The sequence below is a fragment of the Bifidobacterium sp. ESL0822 genome (assembly GCF_052606675.1).
On the sequence record NZ_CP199596.1, the window covers coordinates 599,429 to 617,199 of the forward strand.

Annotated in this window: 18 protein-coding genes; all 18 read right to left on the reverse strand. The window is 62.0% G+C overall.

The annotated features are described in order from the left end of the window. Positions 1-3 precede the first annotated feature (3 nt). The 18 genes from hisG to ACUIAF_RS02570 all read right to left on the reverse strand — a co-directional run bounded on the left by hisG (position 4) and on the right by ACUIAF_RS02570 (position 17,717). Positions 4-855: an ATP phosphoribosyltransferase gene (gene hisG, locus ACUIAF_RS02485; RefSeq protein ID WP_110417156.1), complete on the reverse strand. Its 852-nt coding sequence runs from the start codon at positions 853-855 to the stop codon at positions 4-6. 50 nt (positions 856-905) lie between these two features. Then, positions 906-1,169, reverse strand: coding sequence for a phosphoribosyl-ATP diphosphatase (locus ACUIAF_RS02490; protein WP_046322855.1), 264 nt, complete (start codon positions 1,167-1,169; stop codon positions 906-908). A gap of 31 nt (positions 1,170-1,200) precedes the next feature. Beyond that, complete coding sequence (rpe, locus tag ACUIAF_RS02495; protein ID WP_445338933.1) at positions 1,201-1,866, reverse strand: ribulose-phosphate 3-epimerase; 666 nt, start codon at positions 1,864-1,866, stop codon at positions 1,201-1,203. Positions 1,867-1,956: 90 nt separating this feature from the next. After that, the gene (lgt, locus tag ACUIAF_RS02500; protein ID WP_445338934.1) at positions 1,957-2,868 is read right to left on the reverse strand and encodes a prolipoprotein diacylglyceryl transferase; all 912 of its coding nucleotides are present in this window, start codon (positions 2,866-2,868) and stop codon (positions 1,957-1,959) included. Positions 2,869-2,905: 37 nt separating this feature from the next. After that, the gene (gene trpA, locus ACUIAF_RS02505; RefSeq protein ID WP_445338935.1) at positions 2,906-3,796 is read right to left on the reverse strand and encodes a tryptophan synthase subunit alpha; all 891 of its coding nucleotides are present in this window, start codon (positions 3,794-3,796) and stop codon (positions 2,906-2,908) included. Next, positions 3,796-5,901: a tryptophan synthase subunit beta gene (gene trpB, locus ACUIAF_RS02510; protein ID WP_445338936.1), complete on the reverse strand. Its 2,106-nt coding sequence runs from the start codon at positions 5,899-5,901 to the stop codon at positions 3,796-3,798. Before trpB ends, trpA begins: the two co-directional genes overlap by 1 nt. Positions 5,902-5,944: 43 nt before the next feature. Beyond that, on the reverse strand, positions 5,945-6,379 hold the full coding sequence (gene hisI / locus ACUIAF_RS02515) for a phosphoribosyl-AMP cyclohydrolase (RefSeq protein ID WP_015021755.1): 435 nt from the start codon (positions 6,377-6,379) through the stop codon (positions 5,945-5,947). Between the two features lie 165 nt (positions 6,380-6,544). Continuing rightward, positions 6,545-7,321, reverse strand: coding sequence for an imidazole glycerol phosphate synthase subunit HisF (hisF, locus tag ACUIAF_RS02520; RefSeq protein WP_445338937.1), 777 nt, complete (start codon positions 7,319-7,321; stop codon positions 6,545-6,547). Positions 7,322-7,435: 114 nt separating this feature from the next. Further along, complete coding sequence (gene rlmN / locus ACUIAF_RS02525; protein ID WP_445338938.1) at positions 7,436-8,623, reverse strand: 23S rRNA (adenine(2503)-C(2))-methyltransferase RlmN; 1,188 nt, start codon at positions 8,621-8,623, stop codon at positions 7,436-7,438. A 64-nt stretch (positions 8,624-8,687) separates the two neighbouring features. Next, positions 8,688-9,677, reverse strand: coding sequence for a phosphatidate cytidylyltransferase (locus tag ACUIAF_RS02530; protein ID WP_445338939.1), 990 nt, complete (start codon positions 9,675-9,677; stop codon positions 8,688-8,690). A 25-nt stretch (positions 9,678-9,702) separates the two neighbouring features. Next, positions 9,703-10,257, reverse strand: a complete 555-nt coding sequence (gene frr / locus ACUIAF_RS02535) for a ribosome recycling factor (RefSeq protein ID WP_029678900.1) — start codon at positions 10,255-10,257, stop codon at positions 9,703-9,705. 113 nt (positions 10,258-10,370) lie between these two features. Further along, a complete protein-coding gene (gene pyrH, locus ACUIAF_RS02540) occupies positions 10,371-11,126 on the reverse strand; it encodes a UMP kinase (RefSeq protein WP_015021750.1) in 756 nt (251 codons plus the stop codon). Between the two features lie 231 nt (positions 11,127-11,357). Continuing rightward, a complete protein-coding gene (gene tsf, locus ACUIAF_RS02545) occupies positions 11,358-12,209 on the reverse strand; it encodes a translation elongation factor Ts (protein WP_015021749.1) in 852 nt (283 codons plus the stop codon). 27 nt (positions 12,210-12,236) lie between these two features. Beyond that, the gene (gene rpsB, locus ACUIAF_RS02550) at positions 12,237-13,106 is read right to left on the reverse strand and encodes a 30S ribosomal protein S2 (protein ID WP_046323753.1); all 870 of its coding nucleotides are present in this window, start codon (positions 13,104-13,106) and stop codon (positions 12,237-12,239) included. Positions 13,107-13,331: 225 nt separating this feature from the next. Then, complete coding sequence (locus ACUIAF_RS02555) at positions 13,332-13,814, reverse strand: peptide deformylase (RefSeq protein WP_015021747.1); 483 nt, start codon at positions 13,812-13,814, stop codon at positions 13,332-13,334. A 3-nt stretch (positions 13,815-13,817) separates the two neighbouring features. Further along, entirely contained in the window at positions 13,818-15,800 is a 1,983-nt protein-coding gene (locus ACUIAF_RS02560) for an AMP-dependent synthetase/ligase (protein WP_445338940.1), read from the reverse strand. A 38-nt stretch (positions 15,801-15,838) separates the two neighbouring features. Continuing rightward, positions 15,839-16,393: a hypothetical protein gene (locus tag ACUIAF_RS02565; RefSeq protein WP_015021745.1), complete on the reverse strand. Its 555-nt coding sequence runs from the start codon at positions 16,391-16,393 to the stop codon at positions 15,839-15,841. Between the two features lie 199 nt (positions 16,394-16,592). Then, on the reverse strand, positions 16,593-17,717 hold the full coding sequence (locus ACUIAF_RS02570; RefSeq protein ID WP_445338941.1) for a GuaB3 family IMP dehydrogenase-related protein: 1,125 nt from the start codon (positions 17,715-17,717) through the stop codon (positions 16,593-16,595). Positions 17,718-17,771 lie beyond the last annotated feature (54 nt).

The window sequence follows — 17,771 nt, forward strand, 5'->3', positions numbered from 1 at the left end:
CGACTACATTCTAGAAGCTTGGAGGGCTGTTACAAGGATGGCGCGCGCACCAATCTCATAGAGCCTGTCCATCAGGTTGTTCACCTGGTCCCTGGGCACCATGGCCCTGACGGCCGCCCACTGCTTGTCGTGCAGGGAGGAGACCGTCGGCGACTCATAACCGGGCGTGATGCCTACAGCCATTGCAACGCGCTCGACCGGGATATCGTAATCCATCAACACATAACGGCGGGCTGTCAGCACACCCTCCAGCCTGCGGGACATGACTGCCAGACGCTCATCATTCGGATCCAGGTGTGGCGATCTGATGAGAATCCCCTCGGATTCCAGGATGGGATCGCCGAAAACGCGGAGCCCGGCATTGCGCAAGGTGGTACCGGTGGAGACCACATCAGCGATCAGGTCTGCCACACCGAGCTGGACTGAGGACTCCACTGCCCCATCCAGGTGGATCAATTCGGCCTTGAGTCCCTTGCCGGCCAGGTAATCACCAAGAAGCCGGTCGAAGGTGGTGGCGATCCGCTTGCCGTCTACATCCTGTAGATTCCTGATACTGCTGGATTCGGGAGCGGCGAACCTGAAGGTGGATGCGCCGAATCCCAGCTGGGTGACCTCGACGGCCCCGGTGCCCGAGTTCAGCAGTAGATCACGCCCGGTGATGCCCAGATCGATGGTTCCCAGACCGACATAGACCGCTATGTCGTTGGGTCTTAAGTAAAAGAGCTGGATGCCGTTGTCAACATCATCGACCACCAGCTGCCGATCGTTGGAACGCAGACGATAGCCAGACTCTGACAGCAACCTCCATGCGGGCTGGGACAACATGCCTTTATTGGGCACCGCGACCTTCAACACGGCAACCTCCTAATTGCGGAAGCGAATCTACAGCGGAATGGGATTGGGGGTCACAGGTACCTGTAGACATCCTCCAGTGTGATGCCCCGATCGATCATCATGACCTGGATGTGATACAGGAGCTGGCTCATCTCCTCAGCCGTCCGCTCCTTACCCTCATACTCGGCGGCGATCCAGGTTTCCCCGGCCTCTTCATTTATTTTCTTGCCGATGAAATGCGTGCCCTTGTCCAGTTCGTCCACTGTCAAGGACCCTTCTGGGCGCTCCTTGGCCTTGGTCGTGAGCTCCTCAAACAACCCATCGAAGGTCTTCATCTGGCTATCTCCATTCTTCCTGCAAAACCTGTCAGTCCTTGTAGCTTACCTGCGCGGCCTGTCTGATCCGGTCAATGGCCTTGGCCGGGTCACCAGCGCCATAGACGGCGGAGCCCGCAACCAGGACATCGGCTCCAGACTCTGCCACGATGGGAGCCGTAGTGGGGCTTACCCCGCCATCCACCTGGATGTGGGTCTTAAGACCACGGGCGGTGATCTGATCACGCAGGCGGCGGGTCTTGGGCATCTGATTGTCCAGGAACTTCTGGCCGCCGAAGCCTGGCTCCACGGTCATGACCAGAATCATGTCAAACTCATCGAGAATATCGAAGATGGGCTCCACCGGTTCGGCAGGGCGCACAGCCAGGCAGGCCTTGACCCCCATGTCGTGCAGCTGGCGGGCCAGACGGACCGGGGCATGGACGGCTCCGGTGTGGAAGGTGACTGAGGCGACACCCAGCTTGGCGAATTCGGGGGCCCAGCGGTCGGGGTCCTCAATCATCAGATGCACGTCCACCGGCAGATCGGTCACCTGGCAGATGCGCTCCACCACGGGCTCGCCAAGCGTCAGGTTGGGAACAAAATGATGATCCATCACATCCACGTGGACCATATCGGCATTGGCAATAGCCTTGAGATCCCGCTCCAAGTTGGCGAAATCGGCGGAAAGAATGCTGGGTGCTATCTGAATGCTCATGGAGATTATTCTATGTTGAACGGAAGACGGGCGGCACCGGTTTATGGCTCAATTGCACAGGTCCCGACCCTCGGGCAACCGACCCCTGTCCTACTTGCTCCGGGCCTCGGATTCCTGACGTATCTCGAGCTCGGTGATGGTCCTCAGCTTTTCGGACAGCAGGGAGGTCGGCTTGCCCTTGCGCGCTATGAGTACGAAGGCCGCGGCCGCCAGGAAGAAGACAGTCATGGACACCCAGACATTGATCCTGACACCCAGGAATTCGTGGGCGAAGTCGATACGAAGGGCCTCGATCCAGGTGCGCCCCAAGGTGTACCACATGACATAGAGGGCGAAGAGTGATCCGGCCTTGAGGATGTTCACCGCCTTGTGGCCGATCCAGACCAGAAGAGCCGCGCCAATCAGGTTCCAGATCATCTCATACAGGAATGTGGGTTGGAAGAGGGTGCCGGTCGGGCAGGTGGCCCCGTCATAGCACTGTTCGCTGCTGCCGATGGCGGAACCTGCGGCATCGATCTTCAGTCCCCAAGGCAGTGTGGTGGGAGCTCCGTAGAGCTCCTGATTGAACCAGTTGCCCAGCCGCCCGATGGCCTGTGCCACCAGGAGGGCAGGAGCCACGCTGTCTGCCAGCAGGGCGGTCGGGTAATTCTTGTGGCGGCACCAGGCCCAGGCCGCCAGGGCTCCCAGGAGGACCGCACCCCAGATGCCCAGGCCTCCACGCCAGATGCGCAGAATGTCCGCTGGGTTGCCATCAGCCCCGAAATACCGCTCGGGTGTGGTGATGACGTGATAGAGCCTTGCGCCGACGATGCCGGCCGGTACCGCGCAGATGGCGATGTCCAGAATCTGGTCGGTCCGGCCACCCTCTTTCTTCCAGCGTCTGGCCGTAATCCAGGCAGCCACGATGATGGCCAGAAGCATGGTCAGGGCATAGAACCTGATGGTGACCGGCCCCAGTTGGAAGCTGGATATTCCCGGCGATGGAATGTAGGCAAGCGTCATAAAGCCCCAATCTAGCCTCTGGACCTTACAGCCCTACTCACTTCCTGGCCTGGGAGATGCCCCAACGCAGATCAGAGCAAACCTCAGCCAAGGCCTCCAGTGCCTTTCTGCGGTCCTTCCGCGGCCTGCCCTCGTCATCCAGAAGACAGTGAACCAGGGCCGATCCGACGATGACCCCGTCCGCGTATGCGCCGACCTGGGAGGCCTGCTGGGCGGTCGAAACCCCGATGCCCACGCACACATAAGGAGCGCCCGCATGCCTGACTCTCGCCACCAGGTTCTGGGCCGAGTTGGACATGCTGGTTCGCTCTCCGGTCACACCCATCCGGGACGTCGCATAGACGAAGCCTCTGGCAGCTCGGGAGGTGAGCTGCAGACGTGCATCGGTGGAGTCGGGCGAGACGAGATAGACCCGGTCGAGGCCATAGCGGTCCGACTGCTCTATCCATTCCCCAGATTCGTCGACGATCAGATCCGGGGTGACCAGCCCGGATCCTCCGGCTTCGGCCATGCGTTGAGCAAAGTCCGCTACCCCATGATGCAGAATCAGATTCCAGTAGCTCATGACCAGAGCCCTTGCACCGCCCGCCTGGACCTGTCGGACCGCATCGAAGACGCCCTCGACCTTGACGCCATTGTCGATGGCGCACTTGCTGGCCGCCTGGATGACCGGGCCATCCATGACCGGGTCGCTGTAGGGCAGTCCGATCTCGACGATGTCGACCCCGTTTTTCACCATGACCCGCATGGCCTCCAGGGATGTGGGCACGTCGGGGAATCCATAGGGGAAGTAGCCGATGAAAGCGGGTCTGCCTTGCTGACGGAGGGCCTGCAGCGTGGATGCCAGCGGGCTGGCCGCAGAGCTGAACCCCTTGGGCTGGACGGGCTGGGCGGGGGCTTTCTGCCATTGCCATTGCTGGTTGACCATCAGCGGGCCTCCTCTTCTGTTTGACCGCTCTTTCCGTGCCCGGCCTGGGCTTCCAGAGCGCTGGCCTCCTGCTCGGACAGGTAACCGAACCATCTGCCCGCCGTGGCCACATCCTTGTCGCCCCTGCCCGAGATGTTGATCAGAATGACAGGATTCCTGATTCCCTTGCGCAAAAGGTCGGTGGCCGCCTTGCTGGCTCCGGCCAAGGCGTGCGAGGACTCCAGGGCAGGGATGATGCCCTCGCTCCGGCAGAGGTCGCTGAAAGCCTGCATGGCTTCCTTGTCGGTCGCATAGTCGTACTTGACCCGGCCCATGTCGTGCAGCCAGGCGTGTTCAGGTCCCACCGAGGCGTAGTCCAGGCCAGCGGAGATGGAGTAGGTGTCCATGGTCTGGCCCTGGTCGTCCTCCAACAGATAGGACTTGGTTCCCTGGAAGACGCCGACCTGGCCTGTATCCGGCGACAGGCGAATGGCGTGCTCGCCCGACTCGGGCCCGTTCCCGCCGGCCTCGTAAGCGTAAAGGGAGACCCGGGGATCGTCCAGGAAGGTGTTCATGATGCCTATGGCGTTGGAGCCTCCACCGACGCAGGCGACAACCCCGTCAGGATGGTCGATGCCATATGCAGACAGCTGAGCGGAGGCCTCTTCGCCGATGATCTTCTGAAAGTCCCTGACGATGGTCGGGAAGGGGTGGGGGCCGGCCACCGTACCCAGCAGGTAGTGGGTGGACTCCACGTTGGTCACCCAGTCGCGCAGGGCCTCGTTGATGGCATCCTTGAGGATCCTGGTCCCGGTGGTCACCTCGACGACTTCAGCTCCCAGCATTCGCATCCTGGCCACGTTCAGGGCCTGCCTGCGCGCGTCGATCTGCCCCATGTAGATCCGGCACTTGAAGCCCAGGAGGGCACAGACCGTAGCGGTTGCCACGCCGTGCTGCCCGGCGCCGGTCTCCGCGATGACACGGCTCTTGCCCATGCGCTTGACCAGGAGCCCTTGGCCCAGGGCGTTGTTGATCTTATGGGCGCCCGTGTGGTTAAGGTCCTCCCTCTTCAGGAAGACCCTGACCTGGCCGCCGACCCGATCGCTGATCAGCTTGGCGAAGCGAGGAGCCGGGGTCAGGGCCGAAGGACGCCCCACATAGACCCGGTTGAGTCTGTTCAGCTCCTCGCTGAAGGCCGGATCAGCCTTGGCCTCCTTGTAGACACGCTCCAGCTCGTCAAGGGCGCCCACCAGGGCCTCGGGGACGAAACGTCCGCCATAGGGTCCGAAATAGGGACCGTCATGTGTCGAGAGGGGCCTGGCCTCGGCGGCCTTGAAGCGGTGACCGGCCTGGACCAGCAAGCGGACCGTACCCTCCTGGTCCTGGGAGGTGACCAGACCCTCCCCTATCAGGACCGCATCGGCCCCTGCCCGGGCGTACTGCTCCAGCTCGACCGTCCCGAACACTCCGGACTCGGCCACCTTGACCACGTCCTTGGGCAGGTTGGAAGCCAGCCGGGCATACTGGTCAACGTCAACGCTCAGGTCCTTCAGGTTCCGGGCGTTAATGCCGATTACCCTGGCACCGGCCGCTATGGCCCGCTCGATCTCCTGACGATCATGAGTCTCGACCAGGGCGGTCATGCCCAGGCTCCCGGCCAGGGCTAGCAGGTGCTTGAGGCGGGTATCATCCAAGGCCGCGACAATCAGCAGGATCATATCGGCGCCATTGGCCCTGGACTCCCAGACCTGGTAGTCGGAGACGATGAAATTCTTGTTAAGCACGGGAATGCCCACGGCCTGCCTGACCTGCCGCAGATCCTCCAAGGACCCCAGGAAGCGTCTGCCCTCGGTCAGGACGGATATGGCCGAGGCGCCCCCGTTGGCATACTGCCGGGCCAGAGCGGCGGGATTTTTGATGTCGGCAAGATACCCCTTGGAGGGCGAGGCGCGCTTGATCTCTGCGATGATCGGAATGCCGACGCTCTCTCTGAGCAGTCGGGCGGCATCCAGGGGTGTACGCTTCATGCTCCTGACCTGTTGCTTGAGGCTTTCCAAGGGAATCTTCTGTACCCGGCCCCTAGCATCTTCCACGGCGCCGGCCACCAGTTCATCCAAGACGGTCATAGAGCCCTTCCCTCCAGTTTCCTGTGTGTTCCCTGCCACAACCTTAGCGTCTTTCTGCACTGGATGGCCCTTCCTGGCTCTGCATTTCCGCCTGAGTACGATTACCCTGTACCGCCGGAAGCGGTCCGCCGGCTTCGAAACACGACCTGGTCCCGGTATGGCAGGCGGCCCCCACCTGGTCCACTTCGATAAGCAGCGCGTCCCCGTCACAGTCGATGCTGACTCCCTTGACGTATTGGACATGCCCGGAGGTGTCCCCCTTGCGCCAGTATTCCTGCCTGGAGCGGGACCAGAATGTGACTCTTCCTGTTGTCAGGGTCCGTCTAAGGGCTTCCTCGTCCATGTAACCGACCATAAGAACCTGGCGGCTGTCATACTGCTGTACCACTGCGGCCACAAGTCCCTTGGCGTCCTTCTTGAGCCTGGCCGCTATGCTCGGGTCCAAACGTGCTTCCTGGTCCTTCGAAGACTGTGACATTGATCCTCGTTCTCCTTGATGATTCAGCTGATTGATTCAGCCGGTTTGTCCGACATATCCTTGTCGGTCGCTTTTTATGGTATTGGGTATGGTTTCCCGATTGCTGCCAATAGGACCTGCAAATGCCATGCACCGCATGGTGCCGAAATTCTCTGCGGGATTGGTTCAGGCCTGCCATCGAACCGGATACCCGGCCGCATGGAGCGCCTGCTTGACGTCCTTGATGGACACCTGTCCAAAATGGAAGACGGAAGCCGCCAGGACCGCATCGGCCCCGGCCTTGACAGCGGGAGGAAAATCGGCGGCCTTGCCTGCCCCGCCGCTGGCGATGAGCGGAAGGGATACCGCCTTGCGCACGTCGGCGATCATCTCCAGATCGAATCCCTGACGGGTCCCGTCCGCATCCATGGAGTTGAGGAGGATCTCACCGGCTCCGAGTTCCTGGGCCTGCTTGACCCAGTCGATGGCATCGATGCCGGTGGACTGGTGTCCGCCCATGGTGGTCACCTCATATCCCGAGGTAATGCCCTGTGCATCGGATCGGCGGGCATCGACCGAGAGCACCAGGACCTGGCGACCGAAGCTGTGGGCGATGTCGCCGATGACCTGCGGGTTGGCAATAGCTGCTGTGTTGATGCCGACTTTGTCAGCCCCGGACCGCAGAAGAGTATCGACATCCTGCGGGGTGCGCACGCCTCCGCCGACGGTCAGCGGGATGAAAATCTGGTCGGCGGTGCTTTTGACCAGGTCCACCATGGTGGCTCGCCCGCTGCCAGAAGCAGTCACATCCAAAAAGGTCAGTTCGTCGGCTCCCTGTTGGTAGTAGGCGGAAGCCAGTTCGACCGGGTCACCCGCATCGCGCAGATTCTTGAAGTGGACGCCTTTGACCACACGACCCTGGTCGACATCAAGGCAGGGAATGACACGAACCGCTACCGTCATGCGACCTGCCTTCCTGCCAGAACCGAATTGTTTGAGTCACGACACTAGCCCCTGCAGTGTCGGAAGACTACCGTATGTCCACACTATGGCATGGCCACACTGCAGAAGGCCGAATCAGGCCTGAAGCTTGACGGCCTTGGCTGCCAGCTGACCGCAGGCGCCGTCGATGTCCGATCCGCGGGTGTCCCTCATGGTCGCAGTGATGCCGGCCTTGTGAAGAATGTCCAGGAACCGCTGCTCATCCTCAGGCTTGGAGGCCGTCCAACGAGACCCTTCAATCGGATTCAGAGGTATGGGGTTGACATGCGCCCAGTCGTCCCCGTAGTGGTTGAGGCGCTTGGCCAGAAGGCGGGCATGCTCGGCCTGGTCGTTGATGCCACGCATCAGGGCGTACTCGATGCTGACCCGTCTGCCGCTGGCCAGGTAGTAGTCGTGGGCTGCATCCAGAACCTGGGTGGTGTTGAAGCGCCTGTTCATGGGCACAAGCTCGTCGCGCAACTTGTCGCTAGGGGCATGGAGGGAGACGGCCAGACGGACCGGGATTCCCTCCTTGGTCAGCTTGCGGATGCCGGGGACCACGCCGACCGTGGACACAGTGATATTCCTGGCCGAGATGCCGAATCCCTTGGGTGGCAGGGCGCTGATCTGCCTGACTGCGGAAAGCACGGCCCGGTAGTTGCCCATGGGCTCGCCCATCCCCATGAAGACGATGTTGCTCAGACGACCCGGGCCGCCCGCCACCTGTCCGGACCTCATCATCTGGGAGGCGGCCCTGACCTGTTCCAGAATCTCTCCGGTCGACATGTTCCGGGTCAATCCAAGCTGACCTGTGGCGCAGAAGGGGCAACCCATGCCGCAGCCGACCTGGCTGGAGATACAGAGGGTGGCCCTGGAGGGATAGCGCATGAGCACGGACTCGATCCTGGACCCGTCGAAGAGCTCCCAGAGGGTCTTGATGGTGGTCCCCTGATCCGCCTTCTGAACGGTGACCGGGGTTATCAGTTCAGGGAAGAAACGGTGTGCGGCCTCCTGGCGGTTGGCCGCGGGGAAGTCCGTGAAGTCGTCCGGGTTGGTGGACAGATGGTTGAAGTAATGGTTGGCCAGTTGCGAGACACGGAATTTCGGCAGGCCCAGTTGGGCGCAGACCTCCTGCCGCTCCTGCTGGTCCATGTCCGTAAATTGGCGCGGCGGCTTGCCTCGCCGGGCATGGTCGGCAGCCAGAACGTCCCTGAAGGCCCCATCCTTGCCTCCTGGGGTGATGCCTGTTTCAGGCTCGGCACCGGTCATATCGACATCTGTCATACCTCTACCTCATCCTGTATCAGCCAACCGACAGCCCCTCTGGGCATTGGGCCATCAATTCCGGTCACAGGCCAGTGACCAAAAGGACCAGTGTGATGAATGGTGCGGACATGAGGATGGAATCAACCCTGTCCAGCACCCCGCCATGGCCCTTGAGCAGGTGGCCCATGTCCTTGATCCCCAGGTCGCGTTTGATCAAGGATGCACTCAGGTCGCCCAGGGTGCCTGTGGCTCCGACCATGATGCCCATGAGCAGGGCGACCCACCAGATCCGTCCCCAATCCGCCATGGGATAGGTGGCCGCGAAGATGACCAGGGCGCCGACCAGGCAGCAGAGCATGGAGCCTGCCAGTCCCTCCAGCGACTTGCCGGGCGAGATGCGGGGCGAAATCTTGTGCCTGCCAAAGAGCGAGCCGAAGAGAAGTCCACCGATGTCGCTCAAGGCGGGCAGGAAAATCACCATGAAGGCATGTGCGGCAGGGTGCCCGCCGAAAGTTGTGGGCAGGGTTATCAGACAGGCCAGGAGGGTGATGTAGACAACAGTCAGGAGAGTGACACCCACATTGGCCAGGCTGCTTGACCGAACCTCCCCATCTGCGGTGCCGTAGGAGGCATCGGCCATGGTCTGCGCATCCTTGCCCGACAGCTTGGCGTTCACCGCCTTGAGCAGACGGCCACCCAGGCGATGATTGCGGGTGGCAGAAAGGGCTCCGACCAGGGCAGTGACCAGAACACCTGCAGTCATGACCGCAACATGGTCCGGCGCGTAGAAGGAGGCCAGCATGGTGGCCGCCGAGCAGATCCAGAGCTCGACAACCGGTATATGCAGCCCAGCCGTGGCAAAGTCCACCCTGAGCTCCCAGAGACCCAGGGTCATGAAGATCACGATCAGGTAGATGAATGCGTCGATGCGCACCAGGATGCAGGCCAGGATGATGACCACCAGAAGCGCGCCGGTAGCCACCGCCTGTGGCATGTTGCGCCCGGTCCGTTTGTTCAGGGTTGCGACTGCATCCTGACCTGCCTTCTCGGCTAAGCTTTCCTTGGTACTCATGAAGTGTGGACCCTCCCCAAGCGGATCAGACCTCGAGGATCTCCTTCTCCTTGGCATCCAGGAGCTGGTCGATCATATCGTTCTTCTGCTTGGTGACGGTCTCCAGCTCCTTCTGCAGCCGGTTGCCTTCATCCTCGCCCAGGTCGCCATCCTTGACCTTGGCCTCCAGCTCCTCCTTGACCTTGCGCCGGATGTTGCGGACGGCCACCTTGCCCTCCTCGGCCTTGTTCTTGGCCAGCTTGACGTAGTCCCGACGGCGCTCCTCGGTCAGTTCGGGCATGGTGACCCTGATGACGTTGCCGTCACGGCTGGGGTTGACGCCCAGGTCGGAGTCGCGGATGGCCTTCTCGACCGCTCCTGCCTGGGAGGGGTCGAAGGGGGTGACAGCCAGCGTACGGGGCTCCGGGACGCCGATGGATGCCAAGGACTTGATGGGTGTGGGTGTGCCGTAATACTCCACCATGATGTCGTTGAGGAAGGAGGGGTTGGCACGCCCGGTCCTGATTCCCGAGAAGTTCTCCTTGGTCGCCTCGATGCTCTTGTCCATCTGCCTTCCGGCCTGGTCCACCACTGTGGTCATGATCTGCTCCTTGCTGTATGGACCATCCGCCTGTGCGCGCGAGGTCCGTCATTCTTATACTCTACGGCCAGGGGGCCACGGGGCCAAGCGGCACGGGGTGTGCCAGCATCCGGCTACAGGGTACGATCAGGACCGCCGTGGACCAGGGTGCCCAGACGCTGGCCTTTGAGTGCTCCGGTCACGTTGCCTTCGCCTTCAAGCCCGAAGACACGGATGGGCATGTCATTGTCCCGGGCCATGGACAGCGCCGCTGCATCCATGACGGCCAGGTTGTCCACCAGGGCCCGCTGGTAACTCAGATTGGTGAACATGCGCGCAGAAGCCTGCTTGTGCGGATCGGCCGTGTATACACCGTCCACCCCGTTCTTGCCCATGAGAACCTCGACGCAGTGGATCTCCAGGGCCCGCTGAATTGAGACGGTGTCGGTGGAAAAGTAGGGCATGCCTGATCCGGCGCCGAAGATGACCACGCGCCCCTTCTCCAGGTGACGGATGGCCTTGAGAGGAATATAAGGTTCGGCCACCTGGCCCATGGTGATGGCTGTCTGCACCCTGGTGGCCTGACCATCCTGCTCCAGGAAGTCCTGCAAGGCCAGGCAGTTCATGACTGTGCCCAGCATGCCCATGTAGTCGCCGCGCGAGCGTTCAATGCCGGCCTGGCTGAGCTCTGCTCCGCGGAAGAAGTTGCCGCCGCCCACCACGATGGCCACCTGAACGCCGCTCTGCACCGCCTGGACGATCTCCTTGGCCACACGCTTGACCACCTGCACGTCGATGCCGACCTCGCCTCCCCCGAAGGCCTCTCCGGAGAGCTTGAGCAGCACACGACGAGGCGATGCTGGGTTTTGCGCTGAATCGGATCCGGTCATAAAAGCCCTTTCTCCAGACATGATGACGGGCGGAATACGCCGCTAACAGGGTATCCGGGCTGGGCGACAACCCCTTCCCGAATAGGCGAAGGAAAGAGACTCAGGCGATCGGCCTGGGAGGAAAGAAGGGGAGCGGCCACGAAAGCCGCTCCCCTACCATCAATGCCAATCGTCTGCCTATTCCTCAGGTGGGATCAGGCGTGACGACAACGGGCATTTCTGGGCTGCCAACTACTCCTCGTCGCCCTTGCCGACCTCAAGACGGGCGAAGGCCAGAGCCTTGCCGCCAGCCTGCTTGAAGAGGTCACCGATGGTCTTGGAGGTGTCCTTGACGTACTGCTGCTCCAACAGGACGGTCTCCTTGAAGAAGGCGTTCAGACGCCCCTCGACGATCTTGGGAATGATCTTCTCGGGCTTGCCTTCAGCCTGGGACTTCTCAGTGGCCACGCGACGCTCGGACTCCACCACGTCGGCCGGCACATCCTCGCGGCTGAGCCACTTGGGGCTCATGGCGGAGATCTGGAGGGCAACCTCATGAGCGACCTGGGCGCCGGCCTCATCAGTGGCGATCATGGCCACGATGGATGGGGGCATCTCCACGGACTTGCGGTGTGCGTAGATCTCCACACGGGGACCTTCGACCCGGGCCACCTGGCCGACCTTGACGTGCTCATGGAAGAGCGCGCCGGCCTCCTCAACGGTCTCCTTGACGGTGCCGGACTTGGATGGGGCGGCATCGACCTGCTCGGCGTTGGAGGCATCAGCCTTGGCCACGTCGTCGATGACCTCCTGGCCGAACTCGACGAACTGAGGGGTCTTGGCCACGAAGTCGGTCTCGGAGTTGAGCTCGACGGCATAGCCGATCTGGCCCTGTCCACCCTCGACGACGGTGGAGGCGATCAGACCCTCCTGAGCCTTGCGGCCCTCACGGGCGCCTGCGGCCTGGATGCCGGTGGCGCGGATGATCTCCTTGGCGCGGGCCATGTCGCCCTCGGCCTCGGTCAGGGCCTTCTTGACGTCCATCATGCCGGCGCCGGTCTGATCACGCAGCTCCTTGATCAGTGCAGCGGTGATTTTTGCCATGAAACTCTCCTATCTAGACGCCAGATTTCAGGCGGCCTGATCGGCAGCGGGGGTCTCCTGCTGCTGTTGCGCGGGCTGCTCGGCCTGGGGAGCCTGGGCGGTCTCCTGGGCCTGCTCCTGCGGCTGTCCATCCTTGTTCTCCAGCAGGTTCTTCTCCCACTCGGCCATGGGCTGGTCGGAGGCCTCCTCGGTCTTGGCGGCCTTGCCGGAGCGCTCCAGCAGACCGTCGGCCACGGCATCGGCCATCAGCCTGGTCAGCAGCTCGACGCCGCGAATGGCATCGTCGTTGGCGGGAATGGGGTAGGTGACGAGCTCGGGATCCGTGTTGGTGTCCACCAGGGCCACGACCGGAATACCCAGCTTGTTGGCCTCGGAGACGGCCAGGGCCTCCTTGTTGATGTCGACCACGAACAGGGCCGAAGGGGTACGGCTCATGTTGCGGATGCCGCCCAGCTGACGCTCCAGTTTGTCCTTCTCGCGACGCAGGAGCAGGAGCTCCTTCTTGGTCAGCCCCGAGCCGTGCACGTCGTCGAAGTCCATCTCCTCCAGCTCCTTCAAGCGGCCGACCCGCTTGGTCACGGTCTGGAAGTTGGTCAGCATGCCGCCCAGCCAGCGCTCGGAGACGTAGGGCATGTTCACCCGGGTGGCCTGTGCCTTGATGGCCTCCTGGGCCTGCTTCTTGGTCCCCACGAAGAGCACGGTGCCGTTGTGGGCCACGGTCTGCTTGATGAAGTCATAGGCCTGGTCGATCAGACCGAGCGACTTGAAGAGGTTGATGATGTGGATGCCGTTGCGCTCCATCAGGATGTACTGCTTCATCTTGGGGTTCCAACGACGGGTCTGGTGTCCGAAGTGGACGCCGGCCTTCAGCATTTCGCTCATGGTGATCTGTGCCATGTCCGTACCTTTCATTGTCGGTTATTGCCTGGCCATGTGCACCTGCGTGCAACTCCGGGGAGCCGACCGACACAGGACGTCGCGGACATGGCGCGAATTTGCGGCGTGTGTTCGGGAATACTCTTGGCGCGCCTGCCCACCCGTGACAGCGGACCTGCGCATTGACACGCCGAATTATTATGATACCCGAGGCCAGTGACCTCGGGTACCGTGTTCGCCCTCTGCCTACCTGGCTGATCTCAGCTGCTGCATGGCCTTGCGGCGGACATCGCTCTCCAGCCGATCCACATAGACATGGCCGTCCAGGTGATCGCACTCGTGCTGAATCATCCGACCCATGATGCCATGGCCTTCCAGAGTCACCGTCTTGCCGTCCAGGTCGATCCCGTGGGCTCGGGCGTAGTCGGCCCGCCTTGTCGGATACCAAAGGTTGGGCAGGGAAAGGCACCCCTCCTCGCCATACTGCTCGCCGGAGGTCTTGTCGATGACCGGATTGATGATGTAGCCCACCTTGCCGCCGATGTTGTACGAGAAAACACGCAGGCCCACGCCTATTTGATTGGCCGACAGGCCGGCCCTGCCAGGGTCGTCGACAGTGTCGACCAGGTCACGGACCAGACTGCGCACAGCCGGGGTGATGCTGGTCACAGGATCGCAGGGGGTGCGCAAAACCGGATCGGGAACCACTCTGATTGTACGAATCGCCACTGCTTACTCCTCGTTATCCCGGCCGTCGCGGCCGTCCTTCTCGTCCTCCGGGGCTGCATCCTCCTCCTGGCGGCCATCCCGCTTGCGTCCGGTCATGCTGGCCAGGGAATCGCTCATGGTGGTTCGTGCCCTGCTGACGATGTCGTTCTCCTTGGCGGCCGGCTTGGCTGGCGTCCTGGGCGCATAGAGGACCTTGTCCACAAGTTCGGCATACTGGCGGAGCACCTCGGGGCGCACCACCTTCAGGCTGGGGGTCAGGGTACCGTCCTCCTGGCTGAAGTCCTTGTCCAGCACCAGGAACTTACGCACTGACTCGGCCCGCGAGACATTGCAGTTGGCCTTGTCCACATACTGCTGGATGAAGGCATGGATGGCCTCGTTATGACTGGCCTGCTCCATGCTCATGTCAGCGTCCAGACCCTGGGAGGTCAGCCAGGACTTCAACATGCCGGCATCCAGGGTGACCAGGGCGCCCACGAACGGCCTGCCGTCGCCCACGACAACGGCCTGGGAGACTATCGGGCAGGTGCTGATGACATCCTCCAAAGGCGCCGGGCTGACGTTCTTGCCGCCGGCGGTGATGATGACGTCCTTCTTGCGGCCGGTGATGAAGACGAAGCCCTGGTCGTCGATCTGGGCCAGATCTCCGGTGTGCAGCCAGCCGTCTTTATCAAGAACGGTGGCATCCAGCTCAGGTTGATGGTAATAGCCCATAAAAACGCTGGGGCCCTTGACCAGAAGCTCGTCATCGTCGCTCAACCTGACCGTGATGCCCGAGCCTGGGCGGCCGACCGACCCCACCTCGTTGGCATCCTCGAAGTTGACGATGCATGGGGCCGCCGTCTCGGTCATCCCATAGCCCTGGATGAAGGTGATCCCGTCGATTCCGTTGAAGAAGTGGGCCAGGTCGGCATTCATTGGCGCGCCGCCGCAGGCCAGGTAGCTCAGGTTGGAGCCCAGGGCGGACTCGATCGTGTTGCCGACGGTCTTGGTATAGAAGGCGTGGGCCAGGCGGGTCAGAGGCGAATGGCCGCGCCCTTCCTGCTCGTCCTTGGACCACTTGACGAAATGCCTGGTGGCCTTGGCGAAGACCTTGCCGGCCATGCCGGTACCGGCCTTCTGCGAGGCGGCGTTATAGACCTTCTCGAATACACGGGGCACGCCCAACAGATAGGTGGGACGGAAGGTGCGCAGATCGGTCAGCAGGTGCTTGGCATTGGAAACATACCCGACCACGCCCTGGGCGCCGATGGCCACGTACTGGATGTAGCGGGCAAAGCAGTGGGCCAGGGGCAGGAAGAGCATCAGGCGGGAGGGCGCTGCCAGCATGTGGTAGAGCACGTCCCAGCCCACGAAGACGATATGGACGAAGTTCCGGTTGGAGAGCATGGCGCCCTTGGGCTCTCCGGTGGAGCCCGAAGTGTAGACGATGGTGGCCAGATCGTCGGCCTTGACCTGGGCGATGGCCTCATCCAGGCGCTCGTCGTCGATCCCCTGGCCGAATTCGCTGACTGCGTTCAGGCCACCTGCTTCGAAGTTGAAGACATACTTGAGCTTTGGCGATGACCCCCGGACCTGCTCCAGGATCTGCGCATGCTCCGAATCTCCGGCGAAAGCCAGGACACAGTCCACGTCCTGGACGATCTTCTGTGCCTGGCTGGGCGAGTCGGTCTCATAGATGGGCACCGAAACCGCTCCGATGGCGGCACAGGCGAAGTCCGTGACCCCCCAGTCATAGCTGGTGGAGGCATAGATGACTACGGTGCTGCCTTTTTCCACACCCAGGGCCATCATGCCCTTGGCCACGGCCCGAACCCGTGCGGACATCTGCCCGGCCTTGACATCGTGCCAGTTTCTGGTCATGGGATCCTGCCACTGGGCAACCAGCTCCTCAGGATCGCGGGCGGTGCGTTTTGCCAGGAGCGAATAGATGGTGTCCTTGTCCGTCGTCGGGTGTTGAAGCTCGACCGTATATTCACGCAACATACCCACCATCATATGGGCGACCCCGCCAAAGCCGCCGCCTAGCCCATGTCGAAGCGCACACAGACCCAGCGCGAACCGCTTCTTGCAACGATCAGGTTGGTCAGCACAGTGCGCTCGCCGACCAGGAATCCGATGGTTGTTTCGTACCGGTCACGGTCCACACAGTAGAGCTCGACCAGTTTAGGAATCAGCGGCAGGTAGGCCATACCAACATGATCCGCCGTGCGGACCATACCCAGATGTTGATCACGCATCAGTCTGGCCAGTACAGCCAGCCGTTCCATGCAAACGCGGTTGAGCACACGGTCCAGGCTCTTCATCGGCAGGCGGCCCCGCAACACATCGAAGACCCTGGATGCCAGCGCACACAGATTGACAAGAATTCGCTTCAAATCCCCCGACAGACCCTTATGACCAGCAGCATCCGCCGGCCGAACGAAGTTGACGGTTCGCACTGTCAAATTGATGTTTCCAAGACCCAGCGGCACCTGCATACAGGTAGACGGCCACCAGCCGCCAAACCCCTGCCCTGTCGAATCCTCGATTGTCCGATCCCGATCCCAAGTCGGCGTCAGATCCATATACTCCGTCATACTTCTCACCTCGCACTTCTATGTGCTTGTTCCCCCTCCCATGCCGGCGAGGTGCACTGGGCAAACGACGCAACGACAACGATTACGTCCAGAGTATGAATGCGCTGAGGCATTGTAAAGGCCGGTTCGGGAATGTGGTCAACCTGAACCGGCCTTGATGCGGATTGTGGATAAATGGACTGTGAATGCCCTGTCTTGTTTAGCAGCGAGGAGCAGGAGTCACTGCCACACGGCACTTCTGGAAGTTCTTGACATCCACGTAGCCGGTGGAAGCCATGGCCCGGCGCAGGGCCCCAATCAGATTCAGACTGCCATCGGTGCGATCGCTGGGGCCGAAGAGTATGCGCTCAAGGCTTCCAACCTGGCCGACCTGGACCCTGCGACCCCTGGGCAGATCAGGATGATGGGCCTCGGCCCCCCAGTGCATGCCCTGGCCGGGAGCCTCTGTGGCCTTTGCCAGTGGCGTACCCAGCATGACAGCGTCGGCCCCCATGGCCAAGGCCTTGACAAAGGAACCCGAGGTGCCGGTCTCACCGTCGGCGATGACCTGAACGTAGCGTCCACCGGACTCGTCCAGGTAGTCACGACGCGCCTCGGCCACATCCGAGATGGACGTGGCCATGGGGGCCTGAATTCCGATGGTGGCGGAGTCGGTAGAGGATGCCCCCCCGCCGAACCCGACCAGCACCCCGGCGGCCCCCGTGCGCATCAGATGCAGGGCGGCCTGGTAGGTGGCGGCCCCGCCAACGATGACCGGAACGTCCAAGTCGTAGATGAACTTCTTCAAATCCAGGGGCTCATGTCTGGTGGAGACATGCTCAGCCGACACCGCCGTGCCGCGGATCACAAAGAGATCCACACCTGCATCGACCACCGTGGTGTAGAACTCCTGCGTGCGCTGAGGGGAAAGGGCTCCAGCCACCGTGACACCGGCCTTGCGAATCTCCTGCAGACGGCGGGTGATCAACTCCGCCTTGACCGGCTCCCGGTAGGCCTCCTGAATGACCGCAGTGGCCTGCTCCGGCGAGGCATGGGCTATTTGGTCCAGCTGCGGACGCGGATCCTCGTATCGGGTCCACAGTCCCTCCAAATCCAGCACACCCAAACCGCCTAACCGTCCTAGGGCGATGGCCGTCTCGGGGCTGGTCACCGAGTCCATGGGCGCTGCCAGTAGGGGCAGGTCGAACTCGTAGGCATCCACCTGCCAGGCCGTGGAAACATCCTGGGGATCCCTGGTCCTTCTTGATGGGAGTATGGAGACATCATCGAGCGTGTAGGCCACCGTGGCCTTTTTGCCGAGGCCGATTTCGATTTCCTGTGTCATGTCTGCCAGCCTAGCGCCTCATGATGACGCTCTGGCGTGCTACGAGCGGGTTAC